Raw genomic sequence first — 20,397 nt, 5'->3', positions numbered from 1 at the left:
AAACAAAATGGCCTTACATTAAGATCTAAAAATCGGCAATGAGATACCTTTATGCTACCCTACTGTTTCTTTATGCAATTACAACATTTGCACAAACAAGCTATACTATCAACGGAAGAATCAGTAATTCCGAGAATACAGAGGCACTAGTCGGTGTTTCGGTCGGTATTAAAGAAATGCCTCAACATGGTAGCTTTAGTGACAATAAGGGAGATTTTGCTCTTCTTCTTCCTCAGGGAGAATATACCCTAATATTCAAACTGATAGGCTACAATACAAAGCAAATAAAGATAAAAATAGACAAAAATAAAACTCAAAATATAACACTGGACCCCAATGCCGTAAACCTCTCTGCTGTAGAAATCTCTGCTTTAAGAACTAATGAGAACGTAACAAGCGTTCAGTCGGGTGTAGACAAACTAGAAATACAAACAGCTAATAAAATCCCCGTATTATTAGGAGAAAGAGACATTCTGAAAACTATACAATTACTACCGGGCATACAAAGTGCAGGAGAAGGCAATACCGGATTTTATGTAAGGGGCGGAAGCAACGACCAAAATCTTATATTACTGGATAATGCCATAGTATATAATCCTTCACATCTATTTGGATTCTTCTCTACATTCAATTCAGATGTAGTAAGCGACATGACCATATATAAAGGATCTATGCCTGCACAATATGGAGGCAGACTATCCTCTACTCTAGATGTCAGTATGCGCGATGGAGATCTCAAAGAACATCATCTAACCGGAGGAATCGGACTTATATCGTCGCGATTAACATTTGAAGGACCGATACAAAAAGAACGATCATCCTTCATTGTTTCTGCACGACGTACTTATGCCGATGCACTGGCTCACCTTATAGGTGTAGAACAGATAAATGATTCGAAGCTATACTTTTACGATCTGAATACAAAGCTTAGTTATGTCCTATCGGATCGGAACAAGCTTACACTTACTGCCTATTATGGAAAAGACAAACTAGGCTTAGACAACATAGCTGCAATAGACTGGGGTAATGCAATAGCCAGCCTAAAATGGAATCACATATTCGATGAAAAAAAAGCCTCGTCTACCTCTATTTCATTCACAGACTATACATACAATGTTAGTGTAGATCTAACCACAGGCCTTAATGTAAAATCACACATAAGAGATTTCAATCTGAATCAGGAGTTCAGCTTCTATCCCAATTCAAAAAACACTATTAAAACCGGATTCAGTTCTGTATATCATCAGGTTGTACCTGGAGATCTTTCAAGCAAAGACCCATCCCGTTTAGAAGTTGTGCCATATGATCATCGTTATTCATTGGAGAATGCTGTTTTTGCCTCGAACAATATGAGACTATCTGACAAGTTGGAACTCAGCTATGGACTAAGATTCTCATCTTTCAGTATACTTGGAGGAGGAGAGTATTACAACTTTGACAATAATCAGAATATAACAGATACTATCTTTACCCGAAGTGGGCAGTTTGTTAAAACATACTGGAGTTTAGAACCTCGGCTTTCGGCAGCTTATCAATTAAATGATGTATCATCCATAAAAGCTTCATATTCGAGAAACTCTCAGCACATGCATTTATTATCGACTTCCAATCTATCGAGTCCCACAGACAGATGGATCGCAAATACCAATTACATAAAGCCGGAGATAGCCAATCAAGTTTCAGTCGGATATTTCCGTAACTTTGATAACAACATGTTTGAGTTCAGTGCCGAACTTTACTACAAAGACCTTCGCAACCAGATAGATTATAAAGACGGGGCGGATGTACAAGGAAAGGAACTAATAGAGACAGAACTACTCTTTGGTAAAGGCAGAGCATACGGACTTGAACTTTTCCTAAAGAAAAGATTTGGGCGCTTAAACGGCTGGATAGGATATACATTATCCAAAAGCGAAAAACAGATAGAAAAAATAAACGGAGGTAAGTGGTATGCCACTAACCAAGACAGAACTCACGACATTTCAGTAGTTGGCATATACGATTTAAACAAAAAATGGAGTTTATCGGGCACATGGGTCTTTGCGACAGGCAACCCCATGACATTCCCTTCGGGTAAATACGCTGTAGACGGACATACTATCTATTATTATGGAAGGCGAAACCAATACAGAGCACCATCTTTTCATCGGCTCGATTTAGGTGCAATATGTACTCTGAAAAAGACAAAGCGATATACTTCCGAGCTAGCATTTAGTGTCTATAATGCATATGGAAGAAAAAATCCTTATATGTTTGGATTCAGACAGAACAAAGAAAGCTCAAGTAAATCCGAATCTTATATGATCTATTTGTTCAGTGTAGTACCATCTATCTCTTGGAACTTTAAATTTTGAATCAAATGAAAAATGTCTATAGCATAGTCATATTAGTTATACTTGTTTCACACTTCGCAGCCTGCGAAAAAATCGTAGACCTGAATTTGGAATCAGCAGAACCGAAAATTGTCATAGACGCATCTATTACAGAAGGAGAACCATGTACTGTTATCCTAACTAAGTCTCAACCATTCACAGACAACAGTCCTTTCAAAAGAATATCGGGAGCCACAATCCGACTTTCGACACCCGGTAGATACACCGAAACTTTACAAGAGAGATATGAAGAGCCCGGTGTGTATATATCGCAAATGAAAGGTGTAGTAGGAAGAACATACAAGTTGGAAGTTCTAGTCGAAGACAATGTTTATGAGGCAAGCTCCACTATCCCTCAAAAAGTATATATCAATGATTTATTTATCTACGAGATAAGGTTGGGAGACGGTTCCTGGTACTCTCCTTGTATTGCATTCGACGATCCTCCCGAAGAAAGTAATTATTATTACACTATAGTATCAGTAAACAGCAAGATATTAAACTCTTACTACCTCACCGATGACGAAAACAGAAACGGAAAGCTTATAGAGCGTATTTTATATTATAATAAAGAAGACAATGATGACGAGGATCTTAAAATAGGAGATCAGATTGATGTAGTATTGCAAACGCTGGACAAGGGCATGTACACCTATTACAAGTCTTTATTTTCCATTGCTGCTAATGGAGGCACCAATCCTATTACAAACATTTCCGGAGGAGCTTTAGGCTGCTTCAAGGCCTACAATCCCTCTTATATGAGTATATCAATTGACTGGAGCCATGTAAGGTCTAATAAATAATTTTGTATATTTGCACTAACAAAAAGTATTATAGAAACATGTTCAAATTTTTAGCTCTCTTACTGCTGTTAGGTGTATTCGGATTCCTTATACTGGGAGTGTTCTTAGGTAGAGTTATCCGCTTCTTTGGATCAACAGACAGACGAAAAGCAAACAATAACAATTCGGCAAACAATAGTAATTCGAATTCCACAAAAGAGACTCAGAAAAAATTCTCTAAAAACGAAGGAGAATACATCAGCTACGAAGAAGTAAAGGATGACGAATAAGCAAGAAAGTTTTAATCTTCAAAGTTTATTTTATCATCAATAATATATTCAGGTCGACTTTTTACTTCATCGAAAAGGACTCCAATATATTGCCCTAAAACACCAATAGTAAGAAGCTGAACTCCTCCGAAAAATATGATCAGCATAACCGTAGAAGCCCAACCCGTAATAGCCGAAGTAAATCCGAACAAGTAGCCCAGCCACACCCATAAGGCATACACAATTCCAATAAAGAAAGCTAAAGATCCAAGACCTATTGATAATTTTAGCGGTTTTTTGGAAAAATATAACAATGCCGTTTTTGCAAAAGTGAGCATCTTCTTCAATGGGTATTTTGTCTCTCCTGCAAAACGCGCATCACGATCATAGTAAAAAGGGATCTGCTTAAACCCGATCCATGTTATCAATCCCCGAATATATTTGCCCTTTTCTTTGAGCCGGTTAAATGCAGCTATTGCCTTTCTGTCAACAAGTCTGAAATCGCCGGTATCACGAGGGAACTCAACCTCCGACATGCGATTCATTAACTTATAGAACATTTTTGCTGTAAACTTCTTAAATGCTGTTTCTCCTTTTCTCTCTTTACGAACACAATATACCACACTTGCTTCCTCCTTCAGATGAGTAGCTACAAGCTGAGGAATCAATTCGGGTGGATCTTGCAGATCGGCATCAATAATTACAGCCAGATCGGTTGTGCAATTATTCATCCCTGCCGTAACAGCAGGCTGATGTCCAAAATTTCGAGAAAAGTGGATTACTCTTACCTTATTATCCTGGTCTGCTATATGATTAAGTATAAACCTTGTGTTATCTCTACTCCCATCATTGATGAATACGATAAAAGAATCGACATCGTTCATGGAATTCAGCACCTCTTTGGTACGCCTGTAAAACTCTTGAATAACAGCTTCTTCGTTAAAACAGGGAACTATGACAGAAAGAGTAAGCATAGATAATTATTAGTAAAAGGTTAATATTCCAACTGATATATTGAGTCTGATGTATATGTATTATCAGGAGAGTATATAAGCCAATCAGTAAGCACTTCTAATGGATATGACTTAATATCACCTTCATTCAGCCCCGAAATCCAGTATGGCTGATTCAAGAGCTTTCCTTCTATTGTACCTCCATCTATAGATAAAACATCGAACCATAAATGCTCTTTCTCACTATTTGCCTGAGCATCGTCTACCGAAAGACCTAATTTAACCAAAAATGTCCATTTCGAATCATCCTCTTCTTCTTTCGATCCAAACATTTTTTTAAGGAAAGACTTTTTCTCAGGCTTTCTATATTCTTTATTAAATACTCTCTCAAAAGTAGAAAAACGCTCTTTTGCCAAAGCACTCATTCTGGCAGTCTCCTCATTTGTTATATAGTAAATCGGGTTTTCCGCTAAGGTAGGGGCATAGATTTCAGGGGAAACCATATTACCATCTTCCACAGCAAACAGCACTCCCGAAGGCTCTGCATGTACACTATCAACTTCATCTCGATCGGCAAAGCTCCCCAGTATATCTTTTGGCAAATCTTTCAGAGCTTCTTCCCATCTTAGCCAGCAGAGATTAATTCCCATGCCATCGTAACCAATAGTGAATCTTTCTTTCTCTCTGGCAGGATGCGTAAGGAATTTCTTTACTGTCATATTTATGAGTGTATTCATTTGCTCTGCACCTTGAGAGAAATTAAGCATCTCAAGTTCGACAGAAGCACAACGGTGCAAACCATGTGTATGAAACCAATATCTGCGATTTCCACCCTCAACCTCATCATATACACAATGAAGAGTATATAAATAATCGGGAGAAGGAGGTGTCTGAGACTTCGCTGTCATCGACAACCATTTGGCAGACAAAAGACGGTACGACATAAAGTCTATAACCAAACTCGCCTGAGGAACAACCGCATCCATTATCTTAAGTTGCAGATGGAACGACGTCAATGGATCAAGTTCGAAATACATGGAAGTTTCCAGATAAAACTCCTGTTCAGAAGCCCTATTTAGAGACTCTTCATCTATGGCATTTGCAAAACCATAATCGCGAAGATTTATATTATTAGCAGCACAAACATATAGTTCTACATTAAACGATGCCCCTTTATACTCTATCTCAGCATTAAATGCAGAAACAGAATACTCTGTATCTATTTCTGCTCTGGAAAAGGATTTCAGCTCGAAGGCTTTATTTATCGAGAGAGACTTTTCTATATGTGCAGCATCAAACTTAAAATTTTTATCGGATGGGAAAACTCCCATTACTGAAGATAAACCGGTTTCTCCGGTTTCCAACAATTCGTATTTTTCGTTATTATCCATGTAATTTAAATGCGTGTCAGATATTCTTTCTGTACAAACTTAATGAAAATATTAGTAAAAAATCCGATCAGATACTATTTTAAGCTATAAAATAATCAACTATCATATCCTATCCTAATATAAGACAACTAATAGAAGTGTACGATAAAACATCTTAAACGTAATTTTAACTAAAACCTGACAAACTTGTACACTTTTTACGACTTTCTGCATTTGTCATTTTTTCGCTCTTTTATCTAATCATTACCTATTTATAGATAAATTTTCGTTATACTTATAGTAGATATTCATCTGATATGAAACACTATTTCAGCTTCTGAGACGCATTACTAAAAACAAAAAACCGGACAATCAATTATCCGGCTCCTATTTTAAATTATTCTAAATATCAGAATTTCTTGATACCCATTATTTCACGAACTTCCCCCAGAGTCTTATCTGCATTTGCGCGTGCTTTTTCGGCTCCTTCTGTTGCAACTTTGTGCAGATATGCTTCATCATTCTGAATATCCAAAATGCGTTCTCTGATAGGAGCTGTAACTTTGATAATATCTTCTGCCAATTGTTTCTTCAGATCTCCATAGCGAATCTCACATGTATTCCACTTATCTTCAAAATGCATCACTACTTCTTCAGTAGACACAACCTTCAATATAGTAAAGAGGTTCTCGATACATTCGGGTTTCTCTGAATTCGGCTCTTTCGGTCCTTCATCGGTAAGAGCCCGTTTTACTTTCTTCTCTATACTCTTAGAGTCTTCGCTGAGATAAATGCAATTACCCTCCGACTTGCCCATTTTGCCACTACCATCCAAGCCAGGTATTTTTATAAGTTCTTGTCCGAAGTTATAGGCAACAGGCTCTTTAAAGTATTCTACACCATACATATTATTGAATCTACGGGCAAATTTACGAGTCATCTCAAGATGTTGTTCCTGATCTTTCCCCACCGGCACTTTATCAGCGTTGTGCATGAGTATATCTGCCGCCATAAGTGTAGGATATGTAAGCAAACCTGCATTTACATTGTCTTTATGTTTTCTCGCTTTTTCCTTGAAAGAAACAGTTTTGGAGAGTTCTCCCAAATATGCGTGCATATTAAGAAGTAAATATAGTTCGCATACCTCCGGCACATCGCTTTGTATATAAATAGTAGACACTTCCGGGTCTATACCTGCCGCCAAATATTCAGTCAGGACATTCTTTACGTTGCCATGCAGAATCTTAGGATCGGGATGTGTAGTCAGGGAATGGTAATCTGCAATGAAAAAGAAACATTTATTTTCATGCTGCATCCTTGTAAAGTTTCTCAAAGCCCCGTAATAATTACCCAAGTGCAGGTTTCCCGTAGAGCGTATACCGCTTAATACTGTATCCATAATATTTTGTTCTTATTTTATTGGAACACAAATTTACATTATAATTTTCGAATTTGGGCATAGAGCTATAAATTTTACCCCATTCCGACTTCACGCATAAAGATAGAAAGGCGGAGATTGATAATTATAATCTCCGCCTTTCCGATATTTCTTGTGTCTTTTACATATTCATTCCGCCGCACACAGGAATAGCCTGTCCTGTAACATAAGAAGATAGATCGGAACCTAAGAATACAGCTACATTAGCCACATCTTCGGGTGTACCTCCACGACGGAGAGGGATTTGTTCTGCCCATTTTTTCTTTACATCTTCCGACAAAACACCTGTCATCTCTGTGATAATGAATCCCGGACAAATACAATTTGCACGAACATTTCTCGAACCAAGTTCTTTTGCAATAGACTTAGCCAAACCAATCATACCTGCCTTAGATGCAGAATAGTTTGTTTGTCCTGCATTACCGGACAATCCTACTACAGAACTCATATTGATAATATTTCCTCCTTTTTGTTTTATAAACACCGGAGTGAGAGCATGAATAAAGTTGAATGCCGATTTCAGGTTTATGTTTATCACCATATCCCATTGTTGTTCATTCATACGCATCATCAATCCATCACGGGTGATACCTGCATTATTTATAAGTATATCTATTTGTCCGAAGTCTTTCAAAATATCTTCCACAACTTTGTGTGTATCATCAAAATTAGCCGCATTTGATGCATAACCTTTCACCTTCACTCCAAATTTGGCGATCTCTGCCTCCGTTGCTTTTGCATTATCGTCGATGGCCAGATCGGTGAATGCGATATTTGCACCCTGTTCTGCATATTTTAGAGCAATGGCTTTACCTATGCCACGAGCTGCTCCTGTAATAATTGCGGTTTTACCTTCTAATAATTTCATAATGTTATAAACTTAATGTTATTGACTTTCAAAATTTATATTATCTATTTCTTTTTCTTAATCCCTTCAAATATCAGATACGCGATATTTTCTCTTTGCGATTCGGTCTGTAAGCTCTCTGCTCTTATTTGTCCCCGTATATACGGAACCTCCAACCCCTTTAGTGCATGATGGAGAATCTCTGCTGTGGCCTGAGTATCGGGCATCTCGAAAGTACCTTCTTCCACCCCTTTGTTCAGAATATCTTTGAGCACCTGAATTTCTTTTAAATCGAATGACTTTCTCACATTCTGCACACGCCATATATCCCTAAAAAAATCGGCCTTAAGCGTTCCGTTTCGGGCTACTACATTTTTCACTGCATCGAAACGTGTATAAAAAAACAAAAGAAGCTTCTCATCTGCTCTGAGCTTTTTGTTCGCCACACTTTGCAATGCATGATACATCTGCTCAAGCTCTGTTTCAAGAACAGCCTGATACACCTCGTTTTTGTTATTAAAATAAGTGTATAACGTACGACGCCCCTTATGAGAAGCAACCGCAATATCGTTCATTGTAGTATTCTCTACACCTAATTTCGCGAACAATTGGCGAGCTACGTCGATTAATATATTTCTAGTCTTATTTATGGCCATACATTAAACAATGCACACAAGCGTTATAAGTGTGCAAATTTAGTATAAAAATATTGAATACATAAACTTTCATTCATTATATATTACAAAAAGACAGATAAGAGTCGTAAATGTCAACTTACATATTCGAACCTATACACTCTGACTCTTCTTAAGAACAATTATCCCACTCATTTTTACAAGAAGTAATTTTAACTAAAACCTGACAAACTTGTACATATTTTTTTTACTTTCGCAATTGTCATTATCTCTTCCTTTCGGCTTAGCCTAAGCCTCCACTTCGGGGAGGTGGGAGGCGCTTGTATAGATAAATGTTTTAATTTCAGCTATTGATTTACATTTATTATTAATTTAGAATAGTTCCTGTCTCTTTTTCAATATCCCATCTAAATATTTTTTGTACTTTTGTCCTTTCTTTTTAAAGTCAAAAAAAATCTAAAGATAGAAAGTCGTGGCTAATACGAAGTACATTTTTGTTACAGGAGGAGTTATATCCTCGCTAGGAAAAGGGATCATTGCATCCTCGTTGGGTAAACTATTGCAAGCCAGAGGTTATAAAGTTACTATACAAAAATTAGATCCATATATTAATATAGATCCAGGAACATTGAACCCGTACGAACATGGAGAGTGTTATGTAACTGTAGATGGACACGAGGCTGATTTAGATTTAGGTCACTACGAACGCTTTCTTAATCAACCAACCCACAAAGACAACAATATTACAACCGGACGAATCTACCAGAATGTAATAAACAAAGAACGTAAAGGTGACTATCTGGGAAAAACAGTACAGATAGTACCACATATAACAGACGAAATAAAGCGTAACATAAAAATGTTAGGCTCAAAATACAACTATGATTTTGTCATTACCGAGATTGGAGGTACTGTGGGCGACATAGAATCTCTACCTTTTATAGAAAGCGTGCGTCAACTTCGGTGGGAATTGGGCAAAAACTGCTTATGTGTACATCTTACCTATGTGCCATATATTGACGCAGCCAAAGAGGTGAAGACAAAACCAACGCAGCACTCAGTAAAACAACTTCAATCGGAAGGAATTCAACCGGATTTACTTGTCCTTCGTACCGAGCATCCACTCAATAAAGATATTCTTCGGAAAGTTGCATTATTTTGTAATGTAGAAGTCGATGCCGTTGTGCAATCTGTAGATGTACCAACGATATATGAAGTTCCGCTAAAAATGCAGGAACAAAATATGGACGAAATCGTCTTACGCAAATTGGGCATGCCTATCGGAGAAAAACCCGAAATGACACCTTGGCGCGATTTTCTCGACAAAAAGAAATATGCAAAAGAAACTGTTCGCATAGGGTTGGTAGGAAAATATGTAGAACTACCCGATGCTTACAAATCCATAAACGAATCGTTGCTGCAAGCCGCCATATACAACGAACACAAGCTTGATCTTCAATTTATATTATCTGACAAACTGACACCGGAAAACGTTGAAAAAACATTGTCACATATGGATGGCATAGTTATTGCTCCCGGTTTTGGACAGCGGGGTGTAGATGGCAAGATCCATGCACTGAAATATGCGAGAGAGCACGATGTTCCTACATTTGGTATCTGTTTAGGAATGCAATGTATGGTAGTAGAGTTTGCCCGTAACGTTCTGGGGCTAGAAGATGCAAATTCGACAGAGATGAACCCTCATACTCCATTTAAGGTGATAGACCTTATGGAAGAACAAAAAAACATTACTAATATGGGCGGAACAATGCGTTTGGGAGCCTATAAATGCGAATTGGAAAAGGGATCTCTTGTGTACAAAGCATATGGGAAGAAACTAATAGAAGAACGCCATCGTCACCGTTTCGAATTCAATGGTGATTATAAAGAGGACTTTGAAAAAAACGGAATGAAATGTACCGGTATAAATCCTGAAATGGGATTGGTTGAAGTTGTTGAAATACCTGGCAAAAAATGGTTCTTGGGTGTACAGTTCCATCCTGAATATAACAGTACGGTACTTTCTCCAAATCCATTATTTTTAAGTTTTATCAAAGCTGTAATTGAAAATAAAAAGAAATAACATAGAAAGGAATATATAAATTTATAATAGTATAGATGGATAAGAATACGATTACCGGGTTTGTCCTTATTGCAGCCGTCATCATAGGCTTCACACTACTAAGCAGACCTTCAGAAGAAGACCTAGCCAAACAAAAAGAGCAATTTAGGAGGGATTCGATAGAGTATGTTCAAACAAAAGAAAGAGAGAAAGAATTAGTCAAACCCGATTCTACTATAAAAAAAGAGCAGAGTCCGTTAGATGATTTTTTCACAGCTTCTGTTCAGGCACAAGACTCTTTAGCTATAACAGACTCTCTTCACTCGGGAACAAGCCAAGAACAACTGATAACTTTAGAAAATAATAAAGTAAGGGTAAACATTTCTACCAAAGGCGGTAAAATGATAGATGCCCAACTGAAAGATTACAAACGCTACGACGGAGACTCTCTTTATCTATTCAACAAGGATGGAGACTTCTCTCTCTTGCTAACCAATAAGCAAGGAAAGGTTCTACACACCAGCGACCTCATATTTACTCCAATACAGACAGCGGACAAAAACTCGCTGATTATGCGTTTCTCATATTCTGAGAATCAACACATAGATTTCATCTACAAATTGGCAGATGATGATTATATGTTGAAGTATGACATTTCGCTAGTAGGCCTACAGCCAATGCTAGATAGAGATAAAGCTGATATATTTGAGATACAGTGGTCGCACAAAATGCGCCGACAGGAAAAGAGTGTAAAAAATGAACAGCGCTACTCTCATATATACTATAAATATGTTGGTGGAGATGTAAAAGAGCTTAGCAGCGATAAAAACGAACAATTAGAAGTAAAAGAGCCTACAAAGTGGATTGCCTTTAAAAATCAATTCTTTGCTCCAATATTAATTGCTGATGGAAAAATAGAAACAGCTCTATTAGATTCTAGAGTATTGCAAACTGACGAAAATAGCGAATACTTAAAAACCTGCGATGCAAGAATTTTTGTTCCTGCAACATTAGACATGGCAGCGGGCACAATGAGCACAGGGTTCACTTATTACCTTGGGCCAATGTCTTTCTCTTTACTTAAAAATTATGATAGCCAAATTGCAGACGCAAGTCAGCAATTAGATTTGGATAAGTTAGTTCCACTAGGATGGACACTGTTCCGTTGGATAAATCAATATTTCGTAATTCCAATTTTCAATCTGTTAAGCAATACAGGCTTGTCGATGGGTATTGTAATCCTCTTACTTACTGTTATTGTAAAACTGTTAATTTCGCCTCTTACATACAAATCATTTATGTCATCGGCTAAGATGCGCGTGTTGCGTCCTCAGGTAGAAGAAATAGGTGAAAAGTTCCCTAAACAGGAACAAGCAATGGAAAAACAACAGGCTACGATGGCTCTCTATAACAAGGCGGGAGTGAATCCGATGAGTGGATGTATACCATTACTGTTGCAAATGCCAATATTAATCGCGTTATTCTCATTCTTTCCCAATGCGATAGAACTTCGTCAGCAAAGCTTCTTATGGGCTACAGACCTGTCAACTTATGATGCCATCATTGAGTGGACTACACACATTCCACTGATTGGTACACATATAAGCTTATTCTGTATACTGATGACAGCAACAAACATCGTCTACACCAAATTCAATATGGAAATGACAAATACCGGACAACAACAAATGCCGGGTATGAAATGGATGATGTACCTGATGCCGCTTATCTTCTTATTCATGCTGAACGATTATCCTTCCGGATTGACATACTATTATTTCCTTTCGCTACTGATAACCATTTTGCTGACAATAGGTTTCCGCTATCTGATAGATGAAGATAAAGTGTTGGCAAAACTGGAAGCAAATAAAGCCAAACCTAAAAAACAGTCAGGATTCATGGCCAGACTTGCAGAAGCCCAGCGCATACAGCAACAGCAGCTAAAAGATAAGAACAAGACAAACAGCACTAAAAAGAAAAGATAAAATATTATCACCCCATATAGTAAAAAGGTTATTTCTGTTGAAATAACCTTTTTTTCTTTATTTTTGTACAAACTGCAAAACAATGAAGATTTGTTATCTTATATTAGTACATAATAATTTCAAACATTTAGCCCGCCTTATCGAGGCTTTGAATGACGATAGCAACTCATTTCTGATACATATAGATAAAAAGGCTAAGGAGGTACAAATACCATCATTGCCAAATATAAAAGTAATACCCCAACATATAGATATAAAATGGGGAGGATTCAGCATGATAGAAGCTACTATAGCTCTTATGCAATCGGGACTTGAGAACTTTCCTGCTGCCGACTACTATATACTAATCAGTGGAGTGGATTACCCTATTCGCTCTAAAAACTTTTTACTCAAACAACTCGAAAGCGGAAGAGAATTTATAGACATAGCTCCATTACCTGTTCCTTTTAAGCCTCTGAGCCGTTACGAATACTATTACTTCGACTACAATCGCCGCAACCTGAAACACTACAATCCTCTTTTTATTATTGAAGTCCTATTAAAGAAACTGAAGATGAAAAGGAAAGCACCATTTCCTGTTTATGTCGGTTCGCAATGGTTCGCATTAACCCGTAGCTGCACATCATATATAATAGAAATAATAAAAAAAGAGAAGTCTTATATCCGTTTCTTCAAACACACATTAGTCCCTGACGAAGCTTTTTTTCAGACAATTATAGGAAACTCATCTTTCTTTGAGAATGTGTCGGCAAACCTTACTTATACCGATTGGGAGACTGCTGTTCCTCCTGCGTTAATTACAGAGAGGCATATAGAATACTTAAAGAACCATGTAACGTTTAACGATGAGTATGGACAACGCTACCCTTTCTTTGCCCGCAAGTTTGACGATAACAGCGAGCCATTATTGAAGGAGATAAGAGAAGAACTATGGAATAAATAAACTCAGAGAGAAGAAAGATCGGATAATAAATCACGGACATAGCTTCGTTCCATATCGGTAGGTCTCAGCACTTTGTCGTTCCATATCACAAGGTCAATATCTATTATTACTATTCCTTTTTCTTTATCAGATATACTTCTGCCCATTTCTTTTTCTATTTTCTTCAGGACATTATGTACCGAAACTTCCTCTTGTTGCGTATAAACAAGAGCAAGCTGATTAAGAAAATCATTCTTATAATGACTGCCATACGGAGAGGTTATAGAAGTCGATGAATAGCGGATATCTGAAAAATAAGAAGCAAGCAAAGCCTGACAACGAGCCAGATTACTCTCCCTGTCTTCATTCGATCCTATACTTATGAGTGCTTTATTCATAAAGGACACAAATATACATCCCATTTTTGAAATTAGCTTTATCTTTGTTTTATCTAAATTCAATGAAGTATGAAATTTGTAGCCATCATCCCTGCCCGATACGCATCGACACGATTTCCGGGAAAGCCATTAGCCGACATCGGAGGAAAACCTATGATACAACGTGTATACGAACAAGTAAAAAAAGCGGTGAGCGAAGTATGGGTTGCAACTGACGATCCCAGGATATTCGATGCAGTAGAAAGTTTCGGAGGAAAAGCGGTTATGACATCTCCTGACCATAAAAGCGGTACAGATCGAATACAAGAGGCTTTCTTGAAGATAAATACAGATTCTGACGTAGTCATCAACGTGCAAGGAGACGAACCTTTTATCCAACCCGAACAGGTGGAGGCTCTAAAGGCCTGCTTTAATAACAGCGATGTCGAATTGGCAACTTTGGTGAAACCTTTCAGAAAAGAAGATGGATTCGAAGCATTATTTAACCCCAACTCTCCTAAAGTTGTCATCAATAAAAAAAATGAAGCCATCTATTTCAGCCGCTCTATAGTACCTTACATCCGCGATGTGCATCATACAGAGTGGCTCGACAAGCATATCTTTTTTAAACATATAGGAATGTATGCCTATCGCTCCGATATACTCGGAGCAATAACAAAACTACCTCAATCATCGTTGGAAAAAGCTGAATCGCTGGAACAGCTTCGCTGGATAGAGAACGGATATAAAATACGAGTAGGATATACCGATATAGAAACTATAGGTATAGATACTCCCGAAGACATGGAAAAAGCACTGGCTTTATTAAAAAATCGATAGTCTGAAACGTTAAAATATAAGATTTCTATAATTTAGAAATTCTTCTACCCATTTTTTGCAATCAGGCATAGGCAAAAGGTAAATAGCTCATCGAAGAACAAATACCCAAGTCTTAAAATATATTATTATATGCGTCCGAGTGTCTAAACACTTGTTTAGTTAAGTATTCTTTTTTATTTTTGTAGTTAAACAATCGTTTAGAACACATGTTTAATAATGACACCTCCCCTGAGGTAAAACAGAAAATATTAAAAGAAGCACAAACTCTTTTTATCAAAAACGGATTTAAAGGAACAAGTGTACGCGACATAGCCAAAGCATCCGGCACAAATGTGGCAATGGTCAACTATTACTTTACTTCGAAGTACAACCTCTTCGAAATTATATTCGAAGATGCTCTGGACATTTTTACAAAAAGGATTTTTGACACAATTACCTCCGATCTTCCATTTCTGGAACTCGTAGAAACATGGATACATACATACTACGAATTGCTATTCGAATATCCACAAATAGCAGCTTTCATTTTGAATGAAGTTGCTCTAAACCCTGATGGATTAACTCAGCGCATAAGAAAGCGTAATCCATATAATTCGTTCAGTAAAATAGAAGCACGCATAGAAGAAGAGGTGAAGAAAGGGACTATCAGAGAAACTCCTGCTGCCGACTTCTTATTAAATATTTTATCTATGTGCATGTTTCCGTTCATCTTTGGCAATATGGCAATGACACTCATGGAAATCCCCCGAAACACCTATGATGAATTGATTGCCAATCACGAAAAATACGTAATCGAATTTACAATAAACGCATTAAAACCTTGCGATAATAAACAAAACTCAATATCTACACTGCAATGAATATAGATCAACAATATAAGATGGGAGTCGATGTAGGATCGACAACGGTAAAGGTTGTTGTTTTGGACAGTAATTTACAAATCATACATAAATCTTATTGCCGTCATCAGGCCAATATACAACAAACGTTAGTTACCGAACTAAAAAAAACAAAAGAGCTGTTTCCCGAAGCATCTTTTGACATACACATTTCCGGTTCGGCCGGTATGGGAATAGGGGAACGTATCGGAATACCTTTTGTACAAGAAGTGGTAGCCGCCGTAGAAGTCGTTAAAAATGTATATTCGGGTGCACACACTCTTATCGATTTAGGCGGAGAGGATGCCAAGATGGTATTTTTTAGCGAAGGCAAACATCCCGACATCCGCATGAATGGAAGTTGCGCAGGAGGAACAGGGGCTTTCATAGATCAGATGGCAAGTCTGATGAATATTCCCATCGAGGAATTAGGGTCAAAAGCTCTTAATTATGACAAGATATATCCTATTGCATCTCGTTGTGGCGTATTTGCCAAAACCGATGTACAAAACCTTATCAGTCGCAATATTCCCGTTGCAGACATTTCTGCATCTATTTTGCATGCAGTAGCATTGCAGTCGGTGACCACTCTGGCTCGTGGATGCGATGTTGTACCTAAAGTCATCTGTATTGGTGGGCCTCTCACATTTATACCTGCTCTTCGCAATGCGTTTAGGGATATACTAAAAATAGAAGATTCTGACTTCATCGTCCCCGAAAACGGAGAATACTTTCCGGCATGGGGCGCTGCTCTTTACAAAGAAGAAAAAGCTCGTAACTTCAATCTTAGTGAACTAATAGAAAATCTGGAAATATCCACCACATCCAACCACAGCGAAGCTTTAGAACCATTATTCAGCAACGAAGAAGAATATTCTGCATGGAATAGCAACAGAAGTATAAAATCTCTGGCATTTAAGAAGCTAGGAAATGAAAAATATGTTGAATGCTTTCTTGGTATCGACTCAGGGTCTACTACCTCCAAAGTTGTTGTAATGGACTCCGATTCTAATATTATCTACAAATTTTATGGAAATAACGAAGGCAATCCTCTGAAAAAAGTGATGGAAGGCCTATCCTTATTTTATAAAGAAGCCGAAGAAAAAGGTGTAAAGATCAAGTTTCTTTCCTCTGCTGCCACCGGCTATGGAGAAGACCTGATGAAGTCCGCATTGGGGCTCGATTATGGAATTGTAGAAACAATAGCCCACCTTTCGGGTGCACAATATGTAGACCCTAACGTTTCCTTTGTGCTCGATATTGGAGGACAAGACATCAAATCTATATTTATCAGCAATGGCTTAATCTCAAATATAGAACTAAATGAGGCCTGCTCTGCCGGCTGCGGATCATTTCTTCAAAACTTTGCCAATACAATGAACATGACTTTGGCAGAGTTTACCCGTTCCGCATGTTTAGCTAAATATCCTAGCGATCTGGGCTCTCGTTGCACCGTTTTCATGAACTCTAAGGTTAAACAATCTTTGAGGGAGAATGCAGGAAATGATGATATTGCAGCAGGGTTGGCATACTCTGTAGTCAAGAACTGCTTATTTAAGGTTCTCAAAATATCTAATCTCAATCAGCTGGGAAACCACATTGTAGTGCAAGGAGGAACATTCCGCAACGATGCTGTTTATCGTGCTTTGGAGATGCTTTCCGGCAAATCGGTCAGTTCTACCGATCACCCTGAGCTGATGGGAGCATTAGGAGCTGCATTATATGCACAGAAGCTATGGCAAAAAGGACAGGAAGTTACTACTTTCTCAGGAAAAGAAGCCCTGTTCGATCTCAGCACAATAGATTCGAGAGAACTTACCTGTAAAGGTTGTACCAATCTTTGCTCGGTACTCCGCTTCAAGTTCAACAATGGGAATATCAGCTATGCAGGAAACAAATGTGAGAAAGTATTTTACAATAAGAATACAGACAGAAAGCCCGGCTATAATGCCTTCGACAGAAAAAACGAAGTCCTTTTCGACCGACCTGTTAATGCCGAAAACATAGAACGAGGGCGCACTATAGGCATTCCGCGTGTGCTGAATATGTTCGACAACTATCCGTTTTGGCATACATTATTGTCAGAGTGTGGATTCAATGTCCGCCTGTCTCCCGAGTCCACTTTCCCTCTATACCAAAAAGGAGTAGGCGGAGTAATGTCAGACAATATTTGCTTTCCGGCGAAGCTTGTACATGGGCATATTCTGGCATTGATAGAACAAAAGGTGGATAGAATATTCTACCCTATTGTTCCCAAGGAGGAAAAAGAATTCGGACAAGCATCCAATTCGTTCAACTGTCCTGTAGTAAGTGGCTATCCCGATGTTATACAAAGCTCTATAGACCCCGAAAATAGACATGGTATACCATACGACGAACCCGTAATTACTTTTAGCAGCGATAAAGCTTTAGCAAAGGGATGTTATACTTATCTGTCAAGCCTTGGAGTATCAAAATCAGTTTTTGAAAAAGCTTTTACCAAAGCTCTAGCTGTAAAAAATGGATTGAAACAAGATCTTTATGGATTCCAGAAAGAAATACTAGACCAATCCTTAAAGACAGGAGAGCTTGTATTTGTTGTTGCAGGCCGTCCATATCACACCGATCCTCTTATTCATCAGAAAGTAGGGCAAATACTTTCCGATCTTGGAGTTACTGTATTAACTGACGATGTATTCCGTAAGCCCGAAAGTCAGGGCTTTGGCAAGTTGAATATTATCTCGCAATGGTCGTATCCCAACAGAGTGGTGCAAGCAGCTATGGAAGTAGCCAAACTCCCTCAGAATGTACAACTGATACAACTCAACTCTTTCGGATGCGGCCCGGATTCATTCTTTATGGACGAAACCCGTGAAATCCTTAAAGCTGTAGGAAAAAATATAACAGTTCTCCGTATAGATGAAATAGCAAGTCCCGGCTCAATCCGATTGCGATTGCGTTCGCTCGTAGAATCTTTGAAAGCCGTCAAATCAATAGACATTAAGCCTGCAAAATTATATCAGGGTTATTCTGTCCCGTATAAAAAAGCGACAGATAGCAAAAAAACAGTATTAATACCTTGGTTGTGCGACTTTATTTCTCCATTTGCTCCGGCATTGGGAGAACTGCTTGGGATAAAAGTAGAGAATCTGCCCAAATCGAATAAAATATCGGCTGACCTCGGATTGATGTACGGAAACAATGAAGTGTGTTATCCTTCAACATTAATTCTTGGCGATATAATCAACACTTTACAGTCTGGAAACTACGATGTGAAAGATATTGTATTGGCTATAACCCAAACTGGTGGGCAATGCCGTGCAACGAATTATATAGCTCAAATAAAAACAGGAATACAAAATGCAGGATTCAATGATATTCCGATCATAGCCCTTAGCTCAGGCGAGACATATCAGAACGGCGAAAGTGAGTTCTCTCTTGATTGGAAAAAAATTGCAAAGCTGGCTGTTCCGCTAGTCCTTTATGGAGACGGGCTTCAGCAAATGCATAGTGCCATATCGGTGAGAGAGAAAAAAGAAGGAGCATCTCAGGCTGTTTTCGACTTCTACATAGAGCGCGGTATAGACGCCGTGCGAGCGAAGAATCCTAAAACTTTATTCCGTCTGCTGAACGAGGCTGTGCAAGATTTTAACGATGTGGCTATATATGACAGAAACTATTCGAAAGTCGGGCTTATTGGCGAGATATTTGTCAAATATAATAATTACGCGCAAGCTAATATCTCGGAATGGCTTCGTTCTAAAAGTGTAGAGGTATCTACCCCGCCTCTGCTCGACTTCCTTATGCAGTTCTTTGTAAATAGCAAGGTAAACGCAGAGAACGGACTTTCGGAAGAAACAATTTTTTCCAAAACGTTGAAACCACTTATCTGGCATTACATAAACAGTAAGGTGAAAAAGTCTGAGAAGATATTAAGTAAGTTCAAGTTTTACGAAGCATCGGAGTCTATATATGCAAAAGCCGAAGCTGCATCAGAGGTTCTGAGCTTATCCAACCAATTTGGAGAAGGCTGGCTAATCCCCGGAGAAATAGCTCACTATGCTCGTAAAGGAGTGAATAAAGTAGTTTGTTTGCAACCTTTCGGATGTATAGCAAATCACATTGTAGCTAAGGGTGTAGAAAAGCGAATAAAAGAAATATACCCTGATATGAATATTCTATATCTGGATATAGATGGAGGAATAGCTGAAGTAAATCTTCAAAACCGCCTGCATTTTATGATATAAGAAAGCTTTAAGAGGCTGATTTTATGCCCAAAAAGGAAAAAGTGTGTTATTTTTTTGTTTATTCACAAAAAACTTATACTTTTGTACCGCCTTTTTAAGGTAACAGGATTGTCTCATGGTGTAATGGTAGCACTGCAGATTTTGGTTCTGCCTGTCTAAGTTCGAATCTTAGTGAGACAACGAAAAAAAGCAAATCCTTGACCTTCTTTTTGATAGTCAGGGATTTTTTATTCTATATATTGAAAATAGGAGTTTCTAGAATTATTTAAATGGCTGAATAGAAATCCCACTAAACGCTCCCTTCAAATAAAGAAACAACAGTTCTGTAGTTTAAAGACTAAACTATTTGAAAAATACACGCTATATTATTCCAAATAATAAATTGTAAAAAGAGAAAGAAAATCAAAATGGAGAAAGTAATTCTCTCCTAATTTTTCTATA

The 20,397-nt window shown here is 38.0% G+C and carries 15 protein-coding genes; 9 read left to right on the top strand and 6 right to left on the bottom strand.

Features of this window, described 5'->3' with window-relative positions:
- Positions 1-38 precede the first annotated feature (38 nt).
- The 3 genes from BGC7_RS09375 to BGC7_RS09365 are packed head-to-tail and all read left to right on the top strand — an operon-like array spanning position 39 to position 3,444.
- A complete protein-coding gene (locus BGC7_RS09375; protein WP_050701320.1) occupies positions 39-2,354 on the top strand; it encodes a TonB-dependent receptor in 2,316 nt (771 codons plus the stop codon).
- A gap of 5 nt (positions 2,355-2,359) precedes the next feature.
- A complete protein-coding gene (locus BGC7_RS09370; protein WP_050701319.1) occupies positions 2,360-3,175 on the top strand; it encodes a DUF4249 domain-containing protein in 816 nt (271 codons plus the stop codon).
- Positions 3,176-3,213: 38 nt separating this feature from the next.
- Positions 3,214-3,444: a DUF4834 family protein gene (locus BGC7_RS09365; RefSeq protein WP_050701318.1), complete on the top strand. Its 231-nt coding sequence runs from the start codon at positions 3,214-3,216 to the stop codon at positions 3,442-3,444.
- Between the two features lie 11 nt (positions 3,445-3,455).
- Here the strand turns inward: BGC7_RS09365 and BGC7_RS09360 are convergent, their stop codons facing one another.
- The 5 genes from BGC7_RS09360 to BGC7_RS09340 all read right to left on the bottom strand — a co-directional run bounded on the left by BGC7_RS09360 (position 3,456) and on the right by BGC7_RS09340 (position 8,687).
- On the bottom strand, positions 3,456-4,397 hold the full coding sequence (locus tag BGC7_RS09360; protein ID WP_050701317.1) for a glycosyltransferase family 2 protein: 942 nt from the start codon (positions 4,395-4,397) through the stop codon (positions 3,456-3,458).
- 20 nt (positions 4,398-4,417) lie between these two features.
- Complete coding sequence (locus BGC7_RS09355; RefSeq protein WP_050701316.1) at positions 4,418-5,767, bottom strand: DUF4026 domain-containing protein; 1,350 nt, start codon at positions 5,765-5,767, stop codon at positions 4,418-4,420.
- 388 nt (positions 5,768-6,155) lie between these two features.
- Positions 6,156-7,145, bottom strand: coding sequence for a tryptophan--tRNA ligase (trpS, locus tag BGC7_RS09350; protein ID WP_050701315.1), 990 nt, complete (start codon positions 7,143-7,145; stop codon positions 6,156-6,158).
- A gap of 160 nt (positions 7,146-7,305) precedes the next feature.
- On the bottom strand, positions 7,306-8,052 hold the full coding sequence (fabG, locus tag BGC7_RS09345) for a 3-oxoacyl-[acyl-carrier-protein] reductase (RefSeq protein WP_050701314.1): 747 nt from the start codon (positions 8,050-8,052) through the stop codon (positions 7,306-7,308).
- Positions 8,053-8,096: 44 nt separating this feature from the next.
- Positions 8,097-8,687 (bottom strand): TetR/AcrR family transcriptional regulator, encoded by a 591-nt coding sequence (locus BGC7_RS09340; protein WP_050701313.1) that lies wholly within the window; start codon positions 8,685-8,687, stop codon positions 8,097-8,099.
- Between the two features lie 451 nt (positions 8,688-9,138).
- Between BGC7_RS09340 and BGC7_RS09335 the strand changes: the two genes are divergently transcribed.
- The 3 genes from BGC7_RS09335 (at position 9,139) to BGC7_RS09325 (ending at position 13,656) form a co-directional block, all read left to right on the top strand.
- Positions 9,139-10,749, top strand: a complete 1,611-nt coding sequence (locus tag BGC7_RS09335; protein ID WP_050701312.1) for a CTP synthase — start codon at positions 9,139-9,141, stop codon at positions 10,747-10,749.
- Between the two features lie 35 nt (positions 10,750-10,784).
- Entirely contained in the window at positions 10,785-12,713 is a 1,929-nt protein-coding gene (gene yidC, locus BGC7_RS09330) for a membrane protein insertase YidC (RefSeq protein ID WP_050701311.1), read from the top strand.
- An 82-nt stretch (positions 12,714-12,795) separates the two neighbouring features.
- A complete protein-coding gene (locus tag BGC7_RS09325; RefSeq protein ID WP_050701310.1) occupies positions 12,796-13,656 on the top strand; it encodes a beta-1,6-N-acetylglucosaminyltransferase in 861 nt (286 codons plus the stop codon).
- Positions 13,657-13,658: 2 nt separating this feature from the next.
- Here the strand turns inward: BGC7_RS09325 and BGC7_RS09320 are convergent, their stop codons facing one another.
- Positions 13,659-14,033: a 2-amino-4-hydroxy-6-hydroxymethyldihydropteridine diphosphokinase gene (locus BGC7_RS09320; protein WP_050701309.1), complete on the bottom strand. Its 375-nt coding sequence runs from the start codon at positions 14,031-14,033 to the stop codon at positions 13,659-13,661.
- Between the two features lie 69 nt (positions 14,034-14,102).
- Here BGC7_RS09320 and kdsB point away from each other — a divergent pair, with 69 nt between their 5' ends.
- From kdsB to BGC7_RS09305, 3 genes are all read left to right on the top strand, one after another.
- Entirely contained in the window at positions 14,103-14,852 is a 750-nt protein-coding gene (gene kdsB / locus BGC7_RS09315; RefSeq protein ID WP_050701308.1) for a 3-deoxy-manno-octulosonate cytidylyltransferase, read from the top strand.
- A gap of 206 nt (positions 14,853-15,058) precedes the next feature.
- The gene (locus tag BGC7_RS09310) at positions 15,059-15,712 is read left to right on the top strand and encodes a TetR/AcrR family transcriptional regulator (RefSeq protein ID WP_050701307.1); all 654 of its coding nucleotides are present in this window, start codon (positions 15,059-15,061) and stop codon (positions 15,710-15,712) included.
- Positions 15,709-19,956, top strand: coding sequence for an acyl-CoA dehydratase activase (locus BGC7_RS09305; RefSeq protein ID WP_050701306.1), 4,248 nt, complete (start codon positions 15,709-15,711; stop codon positions 19,954-19,956). The genes BGC7_RS09310 and BGC7_RS09305 overlap by 4 nt, the downstream gene beginning before the upstream one ends.
- The last annotated feature ends 441 nt before the right edge of the window (positions 19,957-20,397 follow it).

Source organism: Dysgonomonas sp. BGC7 (genome assembly GCF_001261735.1).
Lineage (GTDB): Bacteria > Bacteroidota > Bacteroidia > Bacteroidales > Dysgonomonadaceae > Dysgonomonas.
This window is presented reverse-complemented; position numbering and strand designations above follow the sequence as displayed.

Excerpts from the sequence above, each read along its gene's own strand:
- BGC7_RS09320 (WP_050701309.1), bottom strand. The coding sequence starts at position 14,033 with ATGAATAAAGCACTCATAAGTATAGGATCGAATGAAGACAGGGAGAGT.
- BGC7_RS09375 (WP_050701320.1), top strand. The coding sequence starts at position 39 with ATGAGATACCTTTATGCTACCCTACTGTTTCTTTATGCAATTACAACA.
- yidC (WP_050701311.1), top strand. The coding sequence starts at position 10,785 with ATGGATAAGAATACGATTACCGGGTTTGTCCTTATTGCAGCCGTCATC.
- kdsB (WP_050701308.1), top strand. The coding sequence starts at position 14,103 with ATGAAATTTGTAGCCATCATCCCTGCCCGATACGCATCGACACGATTT.
- fabG (WP_050701314.1), bottom strand. The coding sequence starts at position 8,052 with ATGAAATTATTAGAAGGTAAAACCGCAATTATTACAGGAGCAGCTCGT.
- BGC7_RS09370 (WP_050701319.1), top strand. The coding sequence starts at position 2,360 with ATGAAAAATGTCTATAGCATAGTCATATTAGTTATACTTGTTTCACAC.
- BGC7_RS09340 (WP_050701313.1), bottom strand. The coding sequence starts at position 8,687 with ATGGCCATAAATAAGACTAGAAATATATTAATCGACGTAGCTCGCCAA.
- BGC7_RS09310 (WP_050701307.1), top strand. The coding sequence starts at position 15,059 with ATGTTTAATAATGACACCTCCCCTGAGGTAAAACAGAAAATATTAAAA.
- trpS (WP_050701315.1), bottom strand. The coding sequence starts at position 7,145 with ATGGATACAGTATTAAGCGGTATACGCTCTACGGGAAACCTGCACTTG.
- BGC7_RS09305 (WP_050701306.1), top strand. The coding sequence starts at position 15,709 with ATGAATATAGATCAACAATATAAGATGGGAGTCGATGTAGGATCGACA.
- BGC7_RS09365 (WP_050701318.1), top strand. The coding sequence starts at position 3,214 with ATGTTCAAATTTTTAGCTCTCTTACTGCTGTTAGGTGTATTCGGATTC.
- BGC7_RS09360 (WP_050701317.1), bottom strand. The coding sequence starts at position 4,397 with ATGCTTACTCTTTCTGTCATAGTTCCCTGTTTTAACGAAGAAGCTGTT.
- BGC7_RS09325 (WP_050701310.1), top strand. The coding sequence starts at position 12,796 with ATGAAGATTTGTTATCTTATATTAGTACATAATAATTTCAAACATTTA.
- BGC7_RS09355 (WP_050701316.1), bottom strand. The coding sequence starts at position 5,767 with ATGGATAATAACGAAAAATACGAATTGTTGGAAACCGGAGAAACCGGT.